17 protein-coding genes and 1 riboswitch are annotated in these 18,828 nt (G+C 38.9%); of the genes, 13 read left to right on the top strand and 4 right to left on the bottom strand.

From position 1 onward, the window contains the following. Positions 1 to 32: 32 nt before the first annotated feature. Positions 33 to 890 carry a 1,4-dihydroxy-2-naphthoyl-CoA synthase gene (gene menB, locus HMPREF9096_RS05725; RefSeq protein ID WP_005630980.1) on the bottom strand — a complete coding sequence of 286 codons (858 nt, stop codon included), beginning with the start codon at positions 888 to 890 and terminating at the stop codon, positions 33 to 35. Between the two features lie 145 nt (positions 891 to 1,035). Here menB and HMPREF9096_RS05730 point away from each other — a divergent pair, with 145 nt between their 5' ends. After that, a complete protein-coding gene (locus HMPREF9096_RS05730; protein ID WP_032803330.1) occupies positions 1,036 to 1,602 on the top strand; it encodes a DUF5358 domain-containing protein in 567 nt (188 codons plus the stop codon). Positions 1,603 to 1,673: 71 nt separating this feature from the next. Here the strand turns inward: HMPREF9096_RS05730 and rpsT are convergent, their stop codons facing one another. Beyond that, entirely contained in the window at positions 1,674 to 1,937 is a 264-nt protein-coding gene (gene rpsT, locus HMPREF9096_RS0108685; RefSeq protein WP_005548279.1) for a 30S ribosomal protein S20, read from the bottom strand. 266 nt (positions 1,938 to 2,203) lie between these two features. Between rpsT and murJ the strand changes: the two genes are divergently transcribed. From murJ to HMPREF9096_RS05765, 7 genes are all read left to right on the top strand, one after another. Continuing rightward, positions 2,204 to 3,778 carry a murein biosynthesis integral membrane protein MurJ gene (murJ, locus tag HMPREF9096_RS05735; RefSeq protein WP_032803328.1) on the top strand — a complete coding sequence of 525 codons (1,575 nt, stop codon included), beginning with the start codon at positions 2,204 to 2,206 and terminating at the stop codon, positions 3,776 to 3,778. A gap of 46 nt (positions 3,779 to 3,824) precedes the next feature. Beyond that, a complete protein-coding gene (gene ribF / locus HMPREF9096_RS05740; protein WP_032803327.1) occupies positions 3,825 to 4,751 on the top strand; it encodes a bifunctional riboflavin kinase/FAD synthetase in 927 nt (308 codons plus the stop codon). Positions 4,752 to 4,779: 28 nt separating this feature from the next. After that, positions 4,780 to 7,605 carry an isoleucine--tRNA ligase gene (gene ileS / locus HMPREF9096_RS05745; RefSeq protein ID WP_009500184.1) on the top strand — a complete coding sequence of 942 codons (2,826 nt, stop codon included), beginning with the start codon at positions 4,780 to 4,782 and terminating at the stop codon, positions 7,603 to 7,605. A gap of 76 nt (positions 7,606 to 7,681) precedes the next feature. Then, positions 7,682 to 9,241, top strand: a complete 1,560-nt coding sequence (locus tag HMPREF9096_RS05750) for a phosphoethanolamine transferase (RefSeq protein ID WP_009500183.1) — start codon at positions 7,682 to 7,684, stop codon at positions 9,239 to 9,241. A gap of 69 nt (positions 9,242 to 9,310) precedes the next feature. Continuing rightward, on the top strand, positions 9,311 to 9,826 hold the full coding sequence (lspA, locus tag HMPREF9096_RS05755; RefSeq protein WP_009500182.1) for a signal peptidase II: 516 nt from the start codon (positions 9,311 to 9,313) through the stop codon (positions 9,824 to 9,826). Next, the gene (gene ispH, locus HMPREF9096_RS05760) at positions 9,823 to 10,767 is read left to right on the top strand and encodes a 4-hydroxy-3-methylbut-2-enyl diphosphate reductase (RefSeq protein ID WP_005634483.1); all 945 of its coding nucleotides are present in this window, start codon (positions 9,823 to 9,825) and stop codon (positions 10,765 to 10,767) included. Before lspA ends, ispH begins: the two co-directional genes overlap by 4 nt. A gap of 170 nt (positions 10,768 to 10,937) precedes the next feature. Then, positions 10,938 to 11,285 (top strand): helix-hairpin-helix domain-containing protein, encoded by a 348-nt coding sequence (locus HMPREF9096_RS05765; protein ID WP_009500181.1) that lies wholly within the window; start codon positions 10,938 to 10,940, stop codon positions 11,283 to 11,285. 41 nt (positions 11,286 to 11,326) lie between these two features. On the opposite strand, the gene HMPREF9096_RS05770 is transcribed toward HMPREF9096_RS05765, so the two are convergent. Then, a complete protein-coding gene (locus HMPREF9096_RS05770; RefSeq protein WP_009500180.1) occupies positions 11,327 to 11,698 on the bottom strand; it encodes a DUF305 domain-containing protein in 372 nt (123 codons plus the stop codon). Positions 11,699 to 11,805: 107 nt separating this feature from the next. Between HMPREF9096_RS05770 and HMPREF9096_RS05775 the strand changes: the two genes are divergently transcribed. The 5 genes from HMPREF9096_RS05775 to bioB all read left to right on the top strand — a co-directional run bounded on the left by HMPREF9096_RS05775 (position 11,806) and on the right by bioB (position 16,601). Then, entirely contained in the window at positions 11,806 to 12,051 is a 246-nt protein-coding gene (locus HMPREF9096_RS05775) for a hypothetical protein (protein ID WP_009500179.1), read from the top strand. Between the two features lie 38 nt (positions 12,052 to 12,089). Next, a riboswitch (TPP riboswitch) is annotated at positions 12,090 to 12,177 on the top strand. 51 nt (positions 12,178 to 12,228) lie between these two features. Further along, positions 12,229 to 13,227 carry a thiamine ABC transporter substrate binding subunit gene (gene thiB / locus HMPREF9096_RS05780; RefSeq protein WP_009500178.1) on the top strand — a complete coding sequence of 333 codons (999 nt, stop codon included), beginning with the start codon at positions 12,229 to 12,231 and terminating at the stop codon, positions 13,225 to 13,227. Positions 13,228 to 13,231: 4 nt separating this feature from the next. Next, positions 13,232 to 14,848, top strand: a complete 1,617-nt coding sequence (thiP, locus tag HMPREF9096_RS05785) for a thiamine/thiamine pyrophosphate ABC transporter permease (RefSeq protein ID WP_009500177.1) — start codon at positions 13,232 to 13,234, stop codon at positions 14,846 to 14,848. Beyond that, entirely contained in the window at positions 14,832 to 15,467 is a 636-nt protein-coding gene (gene thiQ, locus HMPREF9096_RS05790) for a thiamine ABC transporter ATP-binding protein (protein ID WP_032803325.1), read from the top strand. The genes thiP and thiQ overlap by 17 nt, the downstream gene beginning before the upstream one ends. A 132-nt stretch (positions 15,468 to 15,599) precedes the next feature. Further along, positions 15,600 to 16,601 (top strand): biotin synthase BioB, encoded by a 1,002-nt coding sequence (gene bioB / locus HMPREF9096_RS05795; RefSeq protein WP_009500175.1) that lies wholly within the window; start codon positions 15,600 to 15,602, stop codon positions 16,599 to 16,601. A 124-nt stretch (positions 16,602 to 16,725) separates the two neighbouring features. Here bioB and tkt read toward each other — a convergent pair whose 3' ends face one another. Continuing rightward, positions 16,726 to 18,723 (bottom strand): transketolase, encoded by a 1,998-nt coding sequence (gene tkt / locus HMPREF9096_RS05800; protein ID WP_009500174.1) that lies wholly within the window; start codon positions 18,721 to 18,723, stop codon positions 16,726 to 16,728. Positions 18,724 to 18,828 lie beyond the last annotated feature (105 nt).

Genomic DNA, 18,828 nt, shown 5'->3' with positions numbered 1-18,828 from the left:
GAAGATTTTTAACCGCACTTTAGAACGATAAATTAAGGGTTACGTCTGAATTTGCTGAAGTCTGGGGCGCGTTTTTCGTTAAACGCATTGCGACCTTCTTGACCTTCTTCAGTCATGTAGAACAACATTGTTGCGTTACCCGCTAATTCTTGAAGACCTGCTTGGCCATCACAATCCGCATTTAATGCTGCTTTCAAACAACGAATCGCGATTGGGCTATTGCGTAACATTTCACGACACCAGCGTACGGTTTCTTTTTCAAGATCAGCGTAAGGCACAACAGTATTGACTAAGCCCATGTCTAATGCTTCTTGTGCATTATATTGACGGCATAAGAACCAAATTTCACGCGCTTTTTTCTGACCAACTAAACGAGCCATATAGCTTGCGCCCCAGCCACCATCGAATGAACCAACTTTTGGCCCAGTTTGACCGAAAATGGCATTTTCAGCAGCAATCGTTAAGTCGCAAAGCATATGTAATACATGACCACCACCAATTGCATAACCTGCCACCATTGCCACAACCGGTTTTGGGCAAGAACGAATATCGCGTTGGAAATCCAATACATTTAAGTGATGTACGCCGCTGTCATCTTTGTAGCCGCCGTAATCGCCACGTACTTTTTGGTCACCACCAGAACAGAATGCTTTTTCGCCTTCGCCAGTTAATACGATAACACCAATGTTTTCATCGAAGCGTGCATCAGAAAATGCAGTGATCATTTCTTTTACTGTTTGTGGGCGGAACGCGTTGCGAACCTCTGGGCGGTTAATCGTGATTTTAGCAATACCATCAGTGGATTTATGATAGCGAATGTCGCTATAGCCTTCACTGTGATCGACCCATTCAACAGGCGCATATAACACATCATCTTTTGGATTTTGCATGAGAATTCCTTTTAATTAACGTAAAAAAGTGCGGTCATTATAGCGGAAGTTTTTCGGATCAGGAAAACTAAATTCATTTGCTGCTTTATCTGTTGTGAAGATATTGCTAGAATTTTGCGCATTCTCACTTTTATAAGGATCAAATGTGAAATTAATTGCAACCTTAGGTGTGGCAGTATTGCTGTCTGGCTGCTCAATGTTTGGTAGCTCACAATCCGCAATCCCAGGTGAATTTGCGGGGGCGGATTACCAACTCTCCGATCAAGATGCAAAACAATGGGCGATTGCAAGTAAGCAAGCTGAACAATGCGTTTACCCAAATTTAACTCGAATTTTGCAACAGCATTTTTCAAAAGAAGATAGCTATATTCACTCACAATATGTCTTTTTCTATCCATTGGAAAAAATTATTGGCGAGCAATATGTGAAGATTATTCAAGGTGATGAAAAATCAATGAATTATGCAAGCTATCAGTTTAAAAAATTCCGTACCGAAGTGGGTAATGTTGAACCTTTAACTGAACAGGCGTGTTTAAAATTACGTAATGAAGCGCGTGATGATTTGGCTGTCGTGAAAGGCCAATATAAAAATGGCATGGTGGAAGTGCAGAAAAATGAAGATGGCACACCGAAAAATCAAGATGGTATCGCGACGAATGAAAATAAATTCTTCTTTGATATTATCAAATGGGGATCCATGTTGTTGCTTTAGTCTAAAATTCGATGAAATAAAAAACCGCACTTTAAAGTGCGGTTTTATTTTTCATTTTTTCTAGCTAAAAATTACGCTAATTTTTTGATTTGTGCAGCTAATTTAGATTTGTGGTTTGCTGCTTTGTTAGCGTGGATTAAGCCTTTAGAAGCCATACGGTCAACAACTTTTTGCATTTCAACGAATGCTGCTTCAGCTGCTGCTTTTTCACCTGCTGCTACTTGAGCATATACTTTTTTGATGTAAGTACGCATCATAGAGCGTTGGCTTGCGTTGTGTTGGCGGCGTTTTTCAGATTGAACCGCGCGTTTTTTTGCTGACTTGATATTAGCCAAGGTCAAACTCCTAAAATTTCTGTTGATTGATAGACAAAATAAAGGGCGTCAATATGCCGATTTTTTATACTTTTGTCAATGAAAAATTTGTGTTGATTTCGGTGAGACACAACCGAAAGTAAGTATCGTTATTTTTACAAGCTCTTTCAATATGGGCTCACACAAACGATGTGCGGCGGATTTTATCAGTTTTTTTTCACGGAATATAGCGTAAAAACAAAATTTCTATACAATTAGGCAAAAATTTTAGGGTAGAGAAGAATATTTTGAGTAAACGACTTTTAAAATCTAGCATTGTTGTTAGTTCTATGACTTTATTATCTAGAGTGTTAGGTCTTGTTCGCGATGTAGTTATCGCTCATCTCATTGGTGCAGGTGCTGCGGCGGACGTTTTTTTATTTGCTAATCGTATTCCAAATTTTCTTCGTCGTTTATTCGCTGAAGGGGCTTTTTCACAGGCTTTTGTCCCTGTTCTCGCAGAATATCAAAAATCTGGTGATATTAATAAAACCCGAGAATTTATTGGAAAAGTTTCTGGTACTCTTGGGGGATTAGTTAGCATTGTTACGATCCTCGCAATGGTTGGCTCACCTGTCGTTGCCGCTTTATTTGGGATGGGCTGGTTTACCGATTGGATAAATGATGGTCCAGATGCACATAAATTTGAACAAGCTTCCCTTTTACTTAAAATAACTTTTCCTTATTTATGGTTTGTTACTTTTGTGGCACTTTCTGGTGCGGTGCTTAACACGATTGGGAAATTCGGCGTGATGTCCTTTTCACCAGTGTTATTAAATATAGCGATGATTGCCACCGCACTTTTTCTTGCACCACAAATGGATAACCCAGATCTTGCACTCGCTATCGGGATTTTTCTTGGCGGATTATTACAGTTTTTATTCCAAATTCCATTTATGAAACAAGCTGGTTTACTAGTGAAACCCAAGTGGGCTTGGCGGGATGAAGGCGTAACCAAAATTCGTAAATTAATGATCCCTGCGTTATTTGGTGTATCGGTAAGTCAAATTAATCTTTTGCTGGATACAGTGATTGCAAGCTTTTTAATGACAGGTTCAATTAGCTGGTTGTATTATTCCGACCGCTTACTGGAATTTCCTCTCGGTTTATTTGGTATTGCTATTTCTACCGTAATTTTGCCAACACTTGCTCGCCACCATGTTAATCGTGAAGGCGATTCAGCTAAAAGTGCGGTTGATTTTCGTAATACAATGGATTGGGGCGTGCGAATGATTTTATTACTTGGCGTTCCCGCAGCCATTGGTATTGCAGTATTGGCTCAACCGATGTTACTTACGCTATTTATGCGTGGAAATTTCATGCTAAATGATGTTCATGCCGCCTCTTATTCTTTATGGGCATTTAATGCGGGTTTACTTAGCTTTATGTTGATTAAAATCCTCGCCAATGGCTATTACGCCCGCCAAGATACCAAAACACCAGTAAAAATCGGCATTATTGCCATGGTGAGTAATATGGGGTTTAACTTATTGGCGATTCCTTTCAGTTATGTTGGTTTAGCTATTGCTTCAGCAATGTCGGCAACCCTTAATGCCTATTTACTCTATCGCGGCTTAGCCAAAGCGGATGTCTATCATTTTCCACGTAAAAGTGCGGTCTTTTTTGGAAAAGTTTTATTGGCAGCAATCGCAATGGGCGCAGCAGTTTGGTATTACGTGCCTGAAATCAACCAATGGGCGAAAATGGATTTCTTCATGCGTGTTTATTGGCTTGTTTGGTTGATTGTATTAGCCGCAATAGTTTATGGCACAACGTTGATTTTATTAGGCGTTCGAAAGCACCATTTGCTGACAAAAAACTAACTTCTCGCTATAATGCCGAAATTCTCTTATTTTCATGGATAAGGACATGCAATTAATTCGCGGGCTTCATAATGCAAATCGTGTTTTACAAGGTTGTGCGCTAACGATCGGCAACTTTGATGGCGTGCATTTAGGGCATCAAGCCGTCCTTCGCCATTTGCGCCAAAAAGCTGACGAATTAAATTTACCCATGGCAGTATTGTTATTTGAATCACAGCCGCGTGAATATTTTATGGGTAAGAATGCACCCGCGCGTTTAATGCGCTTGCGTGACAAAATTTATTATCTCGAAAAGGCTAAGGTTGATGTCGTAATTGTGGCGAAATTTGACCGCACTTTTGCCGAACAACCAGCTGATGTTTTTATTGAACAAACGCTTGTTAATCATCTACATGTTAAATTTTTAAGCATTGGCGATGATTTCAAGTTCGGTTCAAAACGCCAAGGCAATTTTGCAATGTTGCAAGCAGCTGGTCAGCGTTTCGGTTTTATTGTTGAAGATAACCGTAGCTTTTGTCTAGATGAACAGCGAATTAGTAGCACTGCAATTCGCGAAGCGTTAGCGAATGATGACTTACAACTTGCAGAAAATTTACTCGGTAAACCTTATCGTATTTTCGGGCGAGTGATCCATGGTAATAAATTAGGTAGATCAATAGGATTTCCAACGGCAAATATTCGTTTGCATAGGCAAGTCAATCCAATCAAAGGCGTTTATGCCGTAAAAGTGCAGTTAAAATCGGGTGAGATTTTTAATGGCGTGGCAAACATGGGAAAACGCCCAACTATAAATGGATTAATGCAATTATTAGAAGTTCATTTGTTTGATTTTTCTCAGAATATTTATGGCCAAATGGTAGAAGTTGAATTCTACCACAAGATTAGAAACGAGATTAAATTTCCGTCTTTTGATGATTTGAAAGTACAAATTGAGAAAGACGTAGAAACTGCGAAAGCGTTTTTTAACAGTTAATTTTAAAATGTAAAAATTGGAAAATAAAATGACAGTCGATTACAAAAACACTCTTAACCTACCTGAAACCAGCTTTCCAATGCGCGGTGATTTAGCTAAGCGCGAACCTGATATGTTGAAAAATTGGTACGATAAAAATCTTTATCAAAAAATTCGTGAAGCGAGCAAAGGCAAAAAATCTTTTATTTTGCATGATGGCCCTCCGTATGCGAATGGTAACATTCATATTGGTCACGCAGTAAACAAAATTCTGAAAGATATTATTATTAAATCCAAAACGGCATTAGGTTTTGATTCTCCTTATATCCCGGGTTGGGATTGTCATGGTTTGCCTATTGAACTTAAAGTAGAAGGTTTAGTGGGCAAACCAAACGAGAAAATTACAGCAGCTGAGTTCCGTCAAAAATGTCGCGAATATGCTGCAGAACAAGTAGAAGGTCAGAAAAAAGACTTTATCCGTTTAGGTGTGTTGGGCGATTGGGATAATCCTTATTTAACGATGAACTTCGACACCGAAGCAAACATCATCCGTACACTCGGTAAAGTGATTGCGAATGGCCATTTATACAAAGGTTCAAAACCAGTGCACTGGTGTTTGGATTGTGGCTCTTCTTTAGCAGAAGCAGAAGTGGAATATGAAGACAAAGTTTCTCCGTCTATCTATGTTCGTTTCCCAACAGTAAGTGCGGTTGAAATTGAAGAGAAATTTAACGCAGTAGGTAAAGGCCATGGCAAATTATCTGCGGTGATTTGGACAACCACACCTTGGACAATGCCATCTAACCGTGCAATCGCGGTAAATGCAGAATTAGAATACAACCTAGTCCAACTTGGCGATGAGCGTGTGATTTTAGCTGCTGAATTAGTTGAATCCGTAGCGAAAGCGGTGGGCGTAGAACAAGTTGAAATTTTAGGTTCAGTAAAAGGTCAGGCGCTTGAGTTAGTACGCTTTAACCATCCGTTCTATAATTTTACTGTACCAGTAATTTTAGGTGATCACGTGACCACTGATGGTGGTACGGGTTTAGTACATACCGCGCCAGATCATGGTTTGGACGACTTTATTGTAGGGCAAAAATATAATTTACCAATGGCGGGTCTTGTATCTAATGACGGTAAATTTATTTCAACCACTGAATTCTTTGCAGGTAAAGGCGTATTTGAAGCGAATCCATTGGTTGTTGAAAAATTGCAAGAAGTGGGCAACTTATTAAAAGTGGAGAAAATCAAACACAGCTACCCACACTGCTGGCGTCACAAAACCCCAATTATTTTCCGTGCAACACCACAATGGTTTATCGGTATGGAAACGCAAGGTTTACGCCAACAAGCATTAGGCGAAATCAAACAAGTTCGCTGGATTCCAGATTGGGGTCAAGCACGTATCGAAAAAATGGTTGAAAACCGCCCAGACTGGTGTATTTCTCGCCAACGTACTTGGGGCGTGCCGATGACCTTATTCGTGCACAAAGAAACTGAAGAACTTCATCCTCGTACTTTAGAGTTACTTGAAGAAGTAGCGAAACGTGTAGAGAAAGCCGGTATTCAAGCATGGTGGGATTTAGACGAAAAAGAATTATTAGGTGCGGACGCAGAAACTTATCGCAAAGTGCCTGATACCCTTGACGTGTGGTTTGACTCAGGATCAACCTATTCTTCTGTTGTCGCGAATCGTCCGGAATTTAACGGTCAAGATATCGACATGTATTTGGAAGGTTCCGACCAACACCGTGGTTGGTTTATGTCTTCTTTAATGCTTTCTACGGCAACAGACAGCAAAGCACCATACAAACAAGTATTAACTCATGGCTTCACGGTGGATGGTCAAGGCCGTAAGATGTCAAAATCTATCGGTAACATAGTGACACCACAAGAAGTGATGGATAAATTCGGTGGTGACATTTTACGTTTGTGGGTTGCATCTACCGACTATACGGGTGAAATGACCGTTTCGGATGAAATCTTAAAACGTGCAGCGGATAGCTATCGTCGTATTCGTAACACCGCACGTTTCTTATTAGCGAACTTGAATGGTTTTGATCCAAAACGTGATTTAGTCAAACCAGAAGAAATGATTAGCCTAGATCGTTGGGCGGTGGCTTGTGCATTAGATGCACAAAAAGAAATCAAAGATTCGTACGATAACTATCAATTCCACACTGTGGTACAACGTTTAATGCGTTTCTGTTCTGTGGAAATGGGTTCATTCTATTTAGATATTATCAAAGACCGTCAATACACCACCAAAGCAGACAGCCTTGCTCGTCGTAGTTGTCAAACTGCGTTATGGCATATTGCAGAAGCATTAGTTCGTTGGATGGCACCGATCTTATCTTTCACTGCCGATGAAATTTGGCAACACTTGCCACAAACCGAAAGTGGTCGTGCAGAATTCGTATTTACTGAAGAATTCTATCAAGGATTGTTCGGTTTAGGCGAGAATGAAAAATTAGATGATGCTTACTGGCAACAGCTGATTAAAGTTCGTTCTGAAGTGAACCGCGTATTAGAAGTCGCGCGTAACGATAAAGTAATTGGTGGCGGTTTAGAAGCAGAAGTGACCGTTTATGCGAATGACGAATATCGTGCATTGTTGGAACAATTAGGCAATGAATTACGTTTCGTGTTAATCACCTCAAAAGCAGAAGTGAAAGCATTAGCAGACAAACCTGCAGATGTAGCTGCGGGTGAGTTAGAGGGAATTGCCGTAAGCGTAGCACGTTCTAACGGTGAAAAATGTCCACGTTGCTGGCATTATTCTGACAAAATTGGTGTAAATTCAGAACATCCAACACTTTGTCCACGTTGTGTAGAAAATGTCGTGGGTAATGGTGAAGTGCGCCATTTTGCATAATTAAATTCGTAGTAAAACAGAAAAGTGTGGTTGATTCTAACCGCACTTTTTTACTTTTGTACAAAAGGAAGTAGAGATGATGTTAGGAAAAGAAATGATTCACTCAAAAACAATGTGGTTTTATCTCTTATTGCTTGTTTTCTCCATTTTTACCAATATGGGATTGGGTAATGTATTAAGTGAGAATATTCCCGCTTCAGATTACGCAATTTTATTTGTTATCACGGTGATTTCTTTTTATTTCACCCCTTGGGTTGGGCGAATCTTAATTACTGTATTGTTCCTCAGTGCGCTATTTTATTGTTCTGCTGGTTTTTTCTATGGTATTCCATCTTTGGGTATTATCGCTTCTGTTTATGAAACGAATATTAATGAAACCTTGGAATATTACACAACCATTCCTTTTTGGATATTTTTATTTCAAGCTAGTTATCTCATCCTATTTGTTGCTTTAATGAAATTAAGTTTTCATGTTAAACAACAAGCATTTAAATGGCTAAATACGGGTGTTATCGGCATATTATTAGTTTTTTCTTACAATCAATTTTCTGATTGGAACTATGCGTATAAATTCCGTTTTTATCCCGTTCTTTTCTACTCAGAATTTGATCGTATGAATGATCTGTATTTAGAACAACGAGATTTTCTAAATCAATCCGTTAATGCGCCTTCTCAATGGGATATTCAATCTTTTACGCCAAAATATAAAAATTATATTTTGATTATCGGTGAAAGCATGCGAAAAGATTATATGTCGTTATATGGCTTTCCACTGAAAACTACGCCATTTTTAGAGCGTGTGAAAGGCTCAATTTTTGAAAATTATTATTCTGCAGCACCGAATACGCAACCATCCTTACAACGCACCTTATATCGAGCAGATAAAGGGGAAACGGTTTATACGGATAATATTATTTCTTTAGCCAAAAAAGCGGGCGTGAAAACCTATTGGATTTCTAATCAAGGCAAAATTGGTGAATTTGATACGATGGCCTCTCGTATTGGTCAAAGTGCAGATGAAACGATTTTTATGAAGCCGTTAGGTTATAACTCTAAAAAAGTTTATGACGACGAAATGTTGCCTGTATTAGATAAAGCCTTAAAAGAAAATATTACGAATCCAAAATTAATTGTGATTCATTTAATGGGCTCACATCCAGCCTTTTGCGAGCGTCTTCCTTACGAGGTTAAAGATTATTTTATTAATCAATCTATGTCTTGTTATTTAGAATCGATTAAATATACGGATCAGTTTTTAGAAAAATTAAATTCTCAATTAGTGGCGCAAAATGAACCCTATTCGGTGATTTACTTTTCTGATCACGGGCTTGCTCATTATGAGGATTCTAAGGGTTTATCGTTGCATCCAAATAATCTTTATAAACAAGATTATGAAATTCCTTTCGTTATGTTTTCGAGTGATATCCAAAAGGTAGAAAAAATAAAAACGCCACAATCTGCATTTAATTTTGTTTATGGTTTTGCTGATTGGATGGGGATTAAGGAAAAACATTTACAAGGCATCGATTTCTTCCGTCCTGAAAAACAGGAAATTAAGGTATTCGATTGGAAGAAAGTGGTGAATGTCAAAGAGTTGGCTGATGATCCAGCAAAATTACCAGAAGCCGTTCAGTAAATGAGATCGTGCTTTATCATTTATCGGCTTATGCTAGAATTAGCGGAATTTTTTTAAAAGGGAAATAGTATGTCCAAAAAATCAGGGCTTTCATTTTTATGGTTAAGTGCAGTCGCTTTCGTGGTTGATTTGCTCACTAAATATATTGTGGTACAAAAATTTGATTTGTATGAAAGCGTTAATGTATTGCCTGTTTTCAATCTCACTTATGTTCGCAATTATGGTGCGGCATTTAGTTTCTTAGCGGATCATAGTGGCTGGCAACAATATTTCTTTATTTTGTTAGCATTAGCTATTTCTGGCATGTTGGTTTATTTTTTAGCAAAAAATGATGTTGCACAAAAAATCCAAAATTCTGCTTATGCACTCATTATTGGTGGGGCGTTAGCGAATATGGTGGATCGTGCTTACAATGGTTTCGTCGTGGATTTTTTTGATTTCTACTGGGATATTTACCATTATCCAGTGTTTAATATCGCTGATATTGCCATTTGTATTGGCGCAGGGTTATTAGCATTGGATGCTTTTAAGAACGAAAAGAAAAAAGTACAAGATAAACAAGTAGAAAAGTGCGGTCAGAAATGAAGATAATTTTAGCGAATCCACGAGGATTTTGTGCCGGCGTAGATCGTGCCATTAGTATCGTTGAACTAGCCTTAGAAATTCATGGCGCACCAATTTATGTTCGTCATGAAGTGGTGCATAACCGATTTGTTGTAAACGGATTGCGTGATCGTGGTGCGATCTTTGTGGAAGAATTAAGCGAGGTGCCTGATGGCGCGATCGTGATTTTTTCTGCGCATGGTGTATCTCAAGCCGTTCGACAAGAAGCGAAAGACCGCAATCTCAAAGTATTTGATGCAACCTGTCCTTTGGTAACTAAAGTGCATATGCAGGTTGCACGCGCAAGTAGAAAGGGAACAAAAGCGATTTTGATTGGGCATAAAGGACATCCTGAAGTTGAAGGCACAATGGGGCAGTATAGCAACGAAGATGGCGGGATTTTTCTGATTGAAAAAGTAGAAGATATTGCGCGTTTGCCAATGCAAGAAAATGATGATTTAACCTTTATGACGCAAACAACTTTATCGCTAGATGATACAGCAGAAACCATTGCTGCATTAAAGGAAAAATATCCCGCTATTCAAGGGCCACACAAAAACGATATTTGTTATGCGACAACCAATCGTCAAGAAGCGGTGCGAGAATTGGCTAAATTATCAGATTTGGTATTGGTAGTTGGTTCTAAAAATTCATCAAATTCAAATCGTTTAGCTGAATTGGCTTCTCGTATGGGGGTTAAATCACAGCTTCTTGATGATCCTTCCGATATTCAAGCTGATTGGTTTAATGATGTGAAAACCATTGGGATTACAGCCGGCGCGTCTGCACCCGAAGAATTAGTTCAATCGATTATTTCCCGCTTAAAAGAGTTTGGTGCGAATACCATAGAAGAACTACAAGGTTTAGAAGAAAATATGTTCTTTGAGGTTCCAAAAGAGCTGAGAATAAAAGAAGTTAACTAATCTTAAGGGCTTGTCGTAAATGATAAGCCCTTTGTTTTTTCATTCAAATTAAGAATTTTTGCGATCTGAATCGCAAAAGTGCGGTAAGAATCTTGAGCGTTTTCTTGAAAGCATAAAAAATGGCTGTGTTGATATGCTAGTCAACATGTTCATATTACAAGGAAACCTCTATGAAATTAATGAAAACATTATTTACTTCGGTGGTATTGTGCGGGGCTTTGGGTGCGTCTTCAGCTTTTGCTGAGGAAAAAACTGCGGAGCAGGCTGTTCAACCTGTTGTAGCAACTCAAGCTGAAGCTCAAGTTGCACCGACTACTGTGAGCGATAAATTGAATATCAATACGGCAACCGTTAGTGAAATTCAAAAAGCCTTAACTGGAATTGGTGCGAAAAAAGCAGAAGCGATTGTGCAATATCGTGAAAAACACGGTAATTTCACGAGTGCTGAACAACTATTAGAAGTGCAAGGGATTGGTAAAGCAACACTTGAAAGAAACCGTGCTCGAATCACTTTTTAATTTTAAAACTGCTTATGGATGCCCTGTTTTACAGGGCTTTTTTATTTTTTATTGTGCACTTTAAGCCATTTTTGCATTTGTTCAATTTCCGCTTGTTGTGCGTTAATAATATTCTCAGCAAGCTTACGCATCTCAGGATCTTTTCCGTATTTTAATTCAACTTCCGCCATTTTTACTGCGCCAATATGGTGTGGCAACATACCTGCTGCAAAAGCAACATCAGGATCTTTATATTGCATGGCTGCCATCATGTCTTGATGCATTTGATTCATACCTTGCATTAATTCTTGTTGCATTGCAGAACCTGTCGGCATTGGCATATTCATGTGTGCTTGATGCGGTTGTTCATTAGCTTGGGCATAAATTGAAACTGCAGCAGCGCTAAGTGTGATAAAAGTCATAAGTTTTTTCATGTTTTTCTCCTATGTGATAACTGAATGAGCACGAATCATAAACCTTGACCTAAGGTTAAAGTCAATATTTATTCCGAAAATTTTTGGTGAGATATTAAAATAAGACAATGTTTGATATGAGGAACAGAATTACGAAGCAAAGATTTGTACTTGCCACGGGCAATAAAGGCAAAGTAAAAGAAATGGCAGATGTGTTAGCTGATTTCGGTTTTGAAGTCATTGCTCAGACAGATTTAGGCATTGAAAGCCGAATCGAATCACTTTTTAATTTTAAAACCGCTTATGGATGCCCTGTTTTACAGGGCTTTTTTATTTTTTCAGAAAGAAAATGTAGAAAGTTTATTTCTTTTTAAAAATCCGTTGGCAATCTTAGTAAATTTTAATACACTAAAAAGCCTAGTCGGGGTGCAATATGCTGAGATCATACCCGTGAACCTGAAACAGTTAATACTGACGTAGGAAACTAGGAATACAGCCTTATCTCCTTCCCGTCATTATTGCTGCCTTTTGATATAAATAAGGATGTAATAATGAAACTTCTTAAATTAACCTTAATTTCTACCGCACTTTTTTCCACCGCAGCATTAGCTCAATCACAGCAAAGTGTTAACGTATATAGCTATGATTCTTTCACTTCTGAGTGGGGAGCAGGTCCAAAAGTAAAACAAGATTTTGAAAAAGCGCACCCACAATGCGCTATTAATTTTACCCCTTTTGAAAGTGGTGGTGTGTTGCTCAACCGTGTTCGTTTGGAAGGAAAGAAAACCAAAGCGGATATTGTATTAGGTTTAGATAACTTTGTTTTAGAACAAGCTGAAAAAACAGGTATTTTTACGCCAAATAAAGTAGATTTAACTCAACTTGATCTGCCAACAAAATGGACGAATAAAACATTCTTGCCTTTCGATTTCGGTAACTATGCTTTTGTGTACGATAAAACTAAATTACAAAACCCGCCGAAAAGTTTGAAAGAATTGGTTGAACGCCAAGATATCCGTGTAATTTATCAAGATCCTCGCACCAGCAGTGTGGGTCGTGGTTTATTGGTTTGGATGAATGCAATTTATCCTGCGGACAAAATTCAATCTGCTTGGAAAGAGTTGGATAAGCATACGGTAACAGTGGGTAAAGGTTGGTCGGATACTTACGGTGCATTCTTAAAAGGCGAAGCGGATTTAGTGTTAAGTTACAGTACATCACCACTTTATCACCAACTTTTTGAGAAAAAAGATAATTATGCAGCGACAGATTTTGCGGAAGGGCATATCACTCAAGTGGAATTAGCGGCTCGAGTCGCAAACCATCCAAATCAATGTGCGGATGATTTTATGGCATTTTTAATTTCACCTACGGCACAAAAACATATTGTGACAGCCAATATTATGTTGCCAGTCATTCAAGGTGAAATTGAACCGCACTTTGATGCGCTTAAAGCTCAACAAAAAACTCAAACTCCAATCAATCCAATGGTGAATGCGGAACAATTAAAAAATTGGATTAGCACTTGGCAAACCACATTAACAAAATAGTTTGATGTTGTCGTTATTTCATCATCCACAACTCCGCTCTCGTCATTATGTAGGCGGGGTTGTTGTCATTAGCTTTATTACTCTTTTTTATGGTGGCGCGTTAAGTTCGATCTTTGCATTGGGTGATGAATTACAATGGAAAACTTGGTTCACGGATGATTACCTACAGCATCTGATTCTTTTCAGTTTTGGACAAGCCTTACTTTCTACCGTTTTATCTATTTTTTTTGGTCTGCTCCTCGCTCGAGCATTGTTTTATCAACCATTCTCAGGAAAAAAGTGGCTATTAAAATTAATGTCGTTAACTTTCGTCTTACCTGTTTTAGTAGCAATTTTTGGTTTGATCGGCATTTATGGTTCAAGCGGTTGGTTAGCTAAGTTTGCTAACCTTTTTGGAATACCGTGGCAGGGACATATTTACGGACTCTCGGGTATTTTAATTGCCCATCTTTTTTTCAATATCCCGCTTGCAACGCAACTTTTCTTACAAAGTTTGCAAAGTATTCCTTATCAGCAACGTCAGCTTGCTGCGCAACTCAATTTACAAGGTTGGCAATTCGTTAAATTGGTGGAATGGCCCGTTTTTCGTCAGCAATATTTGCCCACATTCAGCTTGATTTTTATGCTTTGCTTCACCAGTTTTACCGTTGTTCTTACACTAGGCGGAGGACCTCAATATACAACGTTAGAAACCGCAATTTACCAAGCGATTTTATTTGAATTTGATCTGCCAAAAGCAGCACTTTTTGCCATGTTACAATTTGTATTTTGCTTGGTTTTATTTAGCTTAACATCGCGTTTTTCTCCCTATAATCAAAATGGCTTGAGCAATAGTAATCCTTGGTTTGAGAAACCTAAAAGTGCGGTCAAAATTTTCCATGTTTTTGTCTTACTTATTTTTATATTTTTCCTTTTTTCGCCAGTGTTGAATATTCTTGTCAGCGCATTGAGTTCACCAAGTTTGCTCACAGTTTGGCATAATTCTCAACTTTGGCGTGCGTTAGGCTATTCACTTTCTATTGCGCCCTTGTCCGCATTGATTGCATTAATGATGGCGATTGCCTTATTGCTTTTATCACGCCGTTTAGAATGGTTGCATTATCAGAAAATTGCGCAATTTATTATTAATGCAGGAATGGTGATCTTGGCAATCCCGATTTTAGTACTCGCAATGGGGCTATTTTTATTATTACAAGAGCGGGATTTTTCGAATATTGATTTGTTTGTCATTGTTGTATTTTGCAATGCATTAAGTGCAATGCCTTTTGTTTTACGTATTTTGAACGCACCTTTTCATAACAATATGCGTTATTACGAAAATCTGTGTAATAGTCTGGGAATTTTGGGCTGGCAACGTTTTTATCTGATTGAGTGGCAAACTTTACGTGCACCATTGCGCTATTCTTTTGCTTTAGCCTTGGCGCTATCTTTAGGGGATTTTACGGCTATTGCGTTGTTCGGCAATCAAGAGTTTATTTCTCTACCGCACTTGTTATATCAGCAGCTAGGTAATTATCGTAATCAAGATGCAGCTGTAACCGCAGGGATTTTATTATTGCTTTGTGGCATATTGTTTGCCTTTATTCACACACATAGGGATGCAGATGATTTATCTAAATAATGTGATTTTGAACGATAAAACCTTACCGATGTGCTTTAATTTGAGCGTAAATGCTGGTGAGCGTGTCGCAATTATTGGCGAAAGTGGGGCGGGGAAAAGTACGTTATTGAATTTAATCGCTGGATTTGAATTTCCTCATCAAGGAGAAATTTGGTTAAACGATAAAAATCATACTCGTAGTGCACCTTACGAGCGTCCAGTTTCCATGCTATTTCAAGAAAATAATTTATTTCCTCATTTAACCGTACAGCAAAATCTTGCATTGGGTTTAAAACCCTCTTTAAAATTAACCGCTCTTGAGCGGGAAAAAATTGAACAGGTCGCTTGTTCAGTAGGATTGGGTGATTATTTGCAACGTTTACCGAATTCTCTTTCAGGTGGTCAAAAACAACGAGTGGCATTGGCGCGTTGTTTGTTGCGAGATAAACCCATCTTGTTATTAGATGAGCCTTTTTCTGCATTAGATCAGAAACTTCGTGTAGAAATGCTTGCTTTAATTGCCAAACTTTGTAATGAGAAACATCTGACATTGTTACTTGTTACTCACCAACCATCAGAATTAGTTGGTACGATAGATCGAGTATTGCTGGTGGAAAATGGTCAGATAAGTCAATTGTAAAAAGAGACGTAAAATTATATAGATTTTATAACTGATGAATCGATTCAATGGCTATCGATAGCAGCCTATAAACTGAATGAATATGAGATACAAAAATGCGGTAATTATTCACCGTACTTTAAAAGGAAAAATATGTTAACTGAAAAACTACAAATTAACTCCATTACGCCACATCCAAGCGTTGAATATTGGTCTGTTTGCAAAGTTGAGGCGTTATTTGAAACGCCATTTTTGGAATTGGTTTACCGAGCTGCGCAAGTTCATCGCAAGCATTTTAATCCTCGAGCGATTCAGTTATCCACGTTAATGTCTATCAAAACGGGGGGATGCCCTGAAGATTGTGGTTATTGCCCTCAATCAGCCCGTTATCACACGGGGGTACAAAATCAGCAATTATTAGATGTTAATGAGATCGTCGAGAAAGCAAAAATTGCGAAAGCGCGTGGAGCGGGGCGTTTTTGTATGGGCGCAGCTTGGCGAGGCCCTAAGCCAAAAGATATTGAGAAAGTCACAGAAATTATTAAAGCAGTGAAATCGCTTGGTTTAGAAACTTGCGGTACTTTTGGTTTATTGCAAGATGGTATGGCAGAAGATTTAAAAGAAGCTGGTTTGGATTATTACAATCATAATCTTGATACAGCACCAGAACATTATGCAGAAGTGATTGGTACTCGCCGCTTTGATGATCGTCTTAGCACGTTAGGAAAAGTACGCAAAGCTGGATTAAAAGTGTGTTGTGGTGGCATTGTGGGGATGAATGAAACCCGCAAAGAACGGGCTGGATTAATTGCGAGCCTTGCAAATCTTGATCCGCAACCTGAGTCAGTGCCGATTAATCAACTCGTTAAGGTCGAAGGTACACCGTTAGCCGATGCCGAAGAATTAGATTGGACGGAATTTGTGAGAACGATTGCTGTTGCACGTATTACCATGCCAAAAAGTTATGTTCGCCTTTCTGCAGGCCGTAGTGGTATGAGTGAAGAAATGCAAGCGATGTGTTTTATGGCTGGTGCAAATTCGATTTTCTATGGCGATAAATTACTTGTCACAGGTAACCCAGAAGAAGATGGCGATCAGTTATTAATGGCAAAATTAGATTTAGAGCCAGAAAATGCGGAAAATAAAAAGCCGTAGTTTGCGTTAGATAGCTGAGAAATTAAGTATTAATCTAATCTTTTCTTTATTTCTATATCTCATAATAATTTTCAATAGCCAATAAAAAAGCTCCTTGAATGTCAAGGAGCTATTTATATCAATCTTAAAGAATTTCTTTCGCTTTCGCTATTACGTTTTCAACAGTGAAACCAAAGAGTTTGAATAATTGATCAGCAGGTGCAGACTCGCCGAAACTATTCATACCTACTACACGGCCGTTAAATCCAACGTATTTATACCAGAAGTCAGAAATACCCGCTTCAATCGCAATACGTTTGGTTACCGCTGCAGGTAATACTCTTTCACGGTACGCTGCATCTTGTTTATCAAAACGGTTAGTGCTTGGCATAGAAACGACACGTACTTTTTTACCCTCTGCACTTAATGCTTCAGCCGCTTTCACTGCTAATTCCACTTCAGAACCTGTCGCGATGAAAATTAATTCTGGTGTACCTTCGCAGTCTTTTAATACATAAGCACCACGTTTAACTGCATCTAATTGTGCAGAAGTGCGGTCCATTTGTGCTAAGTTTTGACGAGTAAAGATCAACGCACTTGGGCCATCTTGACGCTCAACCGCTTGTTGCCATGCGATGGCTGATTCTACTTGGTCACATGGACGCCATGTTTCAAGATTCGGAATTAAGCGTAGTGATGTAGTTTGCTCAACTGGTTGGTGAGTTGGACCATCTTCACCTAAACCGATCGAGTCGTGAGTATAAACGAATAATGAGCGTTGTTTCATTAATGAAGCCATACGTACTGCGTTGTGTGCATATTCGTAGAACATTAAGAAGGTTGCGCCGTAAGGAATGAAACCGCCGTGCAAGGCAATACCGTTCATAATGGCAGACATACCAAATTCACGAACACCGTAGTTGATGTAGTTACCACCTACGTTTTCATGCGCACGAATAGGTTTAGAACCACTCCATAACGTTAAGTTAGAGCTTGCTAAGTCTGCAGAACCACCTAAGAATTCAGGTAACACATGAGCATATGCTTCGATTGCATTTTGTGATGCTTTACGGCTTGCAATGCTTGCTGGATTTGCTTGTAATTTTTCAATGAACGCTTTAGATTCAGCCGCCCAGTTTGCAGGTAATTCACCGTTTACACGACGTGTAAATTCTGCGGCAAGTTCTGGATATGCTTTAGCATAAGCGGCAAATTTTTCTTCCCAAGATTTTTCGGCTGCAGCGCCTTTCTCTTTTGCAGACCATTCAGCGTAGTATTCAGCTGGAATTTCAAATGGAGCATATTCCCAGCCCAGCGCTTTACGAGTTAAAGCGATTTCTTCATCGCCTAATGGTGCACCGTGACAATCATGTGACGCTGATTTATTTGGTGAACCGAAACCAATGATTGTTTTACAAATAATTAAAGTCGGTTTTTCTTTTTCTGATTGTGCAAGTACAACAGCCTGACGAATTTGTTCAGCATCGTGGCCATCCACATTACGGATTACTTGCCAGCCATAAGCTTCAAAGCGTGAAGCGGTATCATCGCTGAACCAACCATCTACATGACCATCAATCGAAATGTTGTTGTCATCGTAGAATGCGATTAATTTACCAAGGCCTAAGGTTCCCGCTAAAGAGCAGGCTTCGTGAGAAATCCCTTCCATTAAACAGCCATCGCCTAAGAACACGTAAGTGTGGTGATCGACAATTTCATGGTCTTCACGGTTAAATTGGCCCGCTAATGTTTTCTCAGCAATCGCCATCCCCACTGCATTAGTAATACCTTGGCCTAAAGGACCTGTCGTGGTTTCAACACCAGGCGCATAACCATATTCTGGGTGGCCAGGGGTTTTAGAATGTAATTGACGGAATTGTTTTAAATCGTCGATAGAAAGATCATAGCCAGTTAAATGTAAAAGGCTATAAATCAACATAGAACCATGGCCGTTAGAAAGTACAAAACGATCTCGGTCAGCCCATTTAGGATTGCTTGGATTGTGTTTTAAAAAGTCACGCCATAATACTTCAGCAATATCCGCCATCCCCATTGGGGCACCAGGGTGACCAGATTTAGCTTTTTGCACAGCATCCATTGATAAGAAACGAATTGCATTGGCTAATTGTCTACGAGTTGCCATTTTGTTCTCCTGTTATAATTCGCTTTGAAAAAATAATCCTGCGCATTCTACCTTATTTCTGAAGGAAATTTAGCAAAAATCCGCACTCAATTTAATAGTTTGTGA

It is taken from the genome of Haemophilus sp. oral taxon 851 str. F0397 (assembly GCF_000242295.1).
Taxonomy (GTDB): Bacteria; Pseudomonadota; Gammaproteobacteria; order Enterobacterales; family Pasteurellaceae; genus Haemophilus.
Note: the sequence above shows the minus strand (reverse complement) of the source record. Positions and strands in the feature narration are given on the sequence as shown.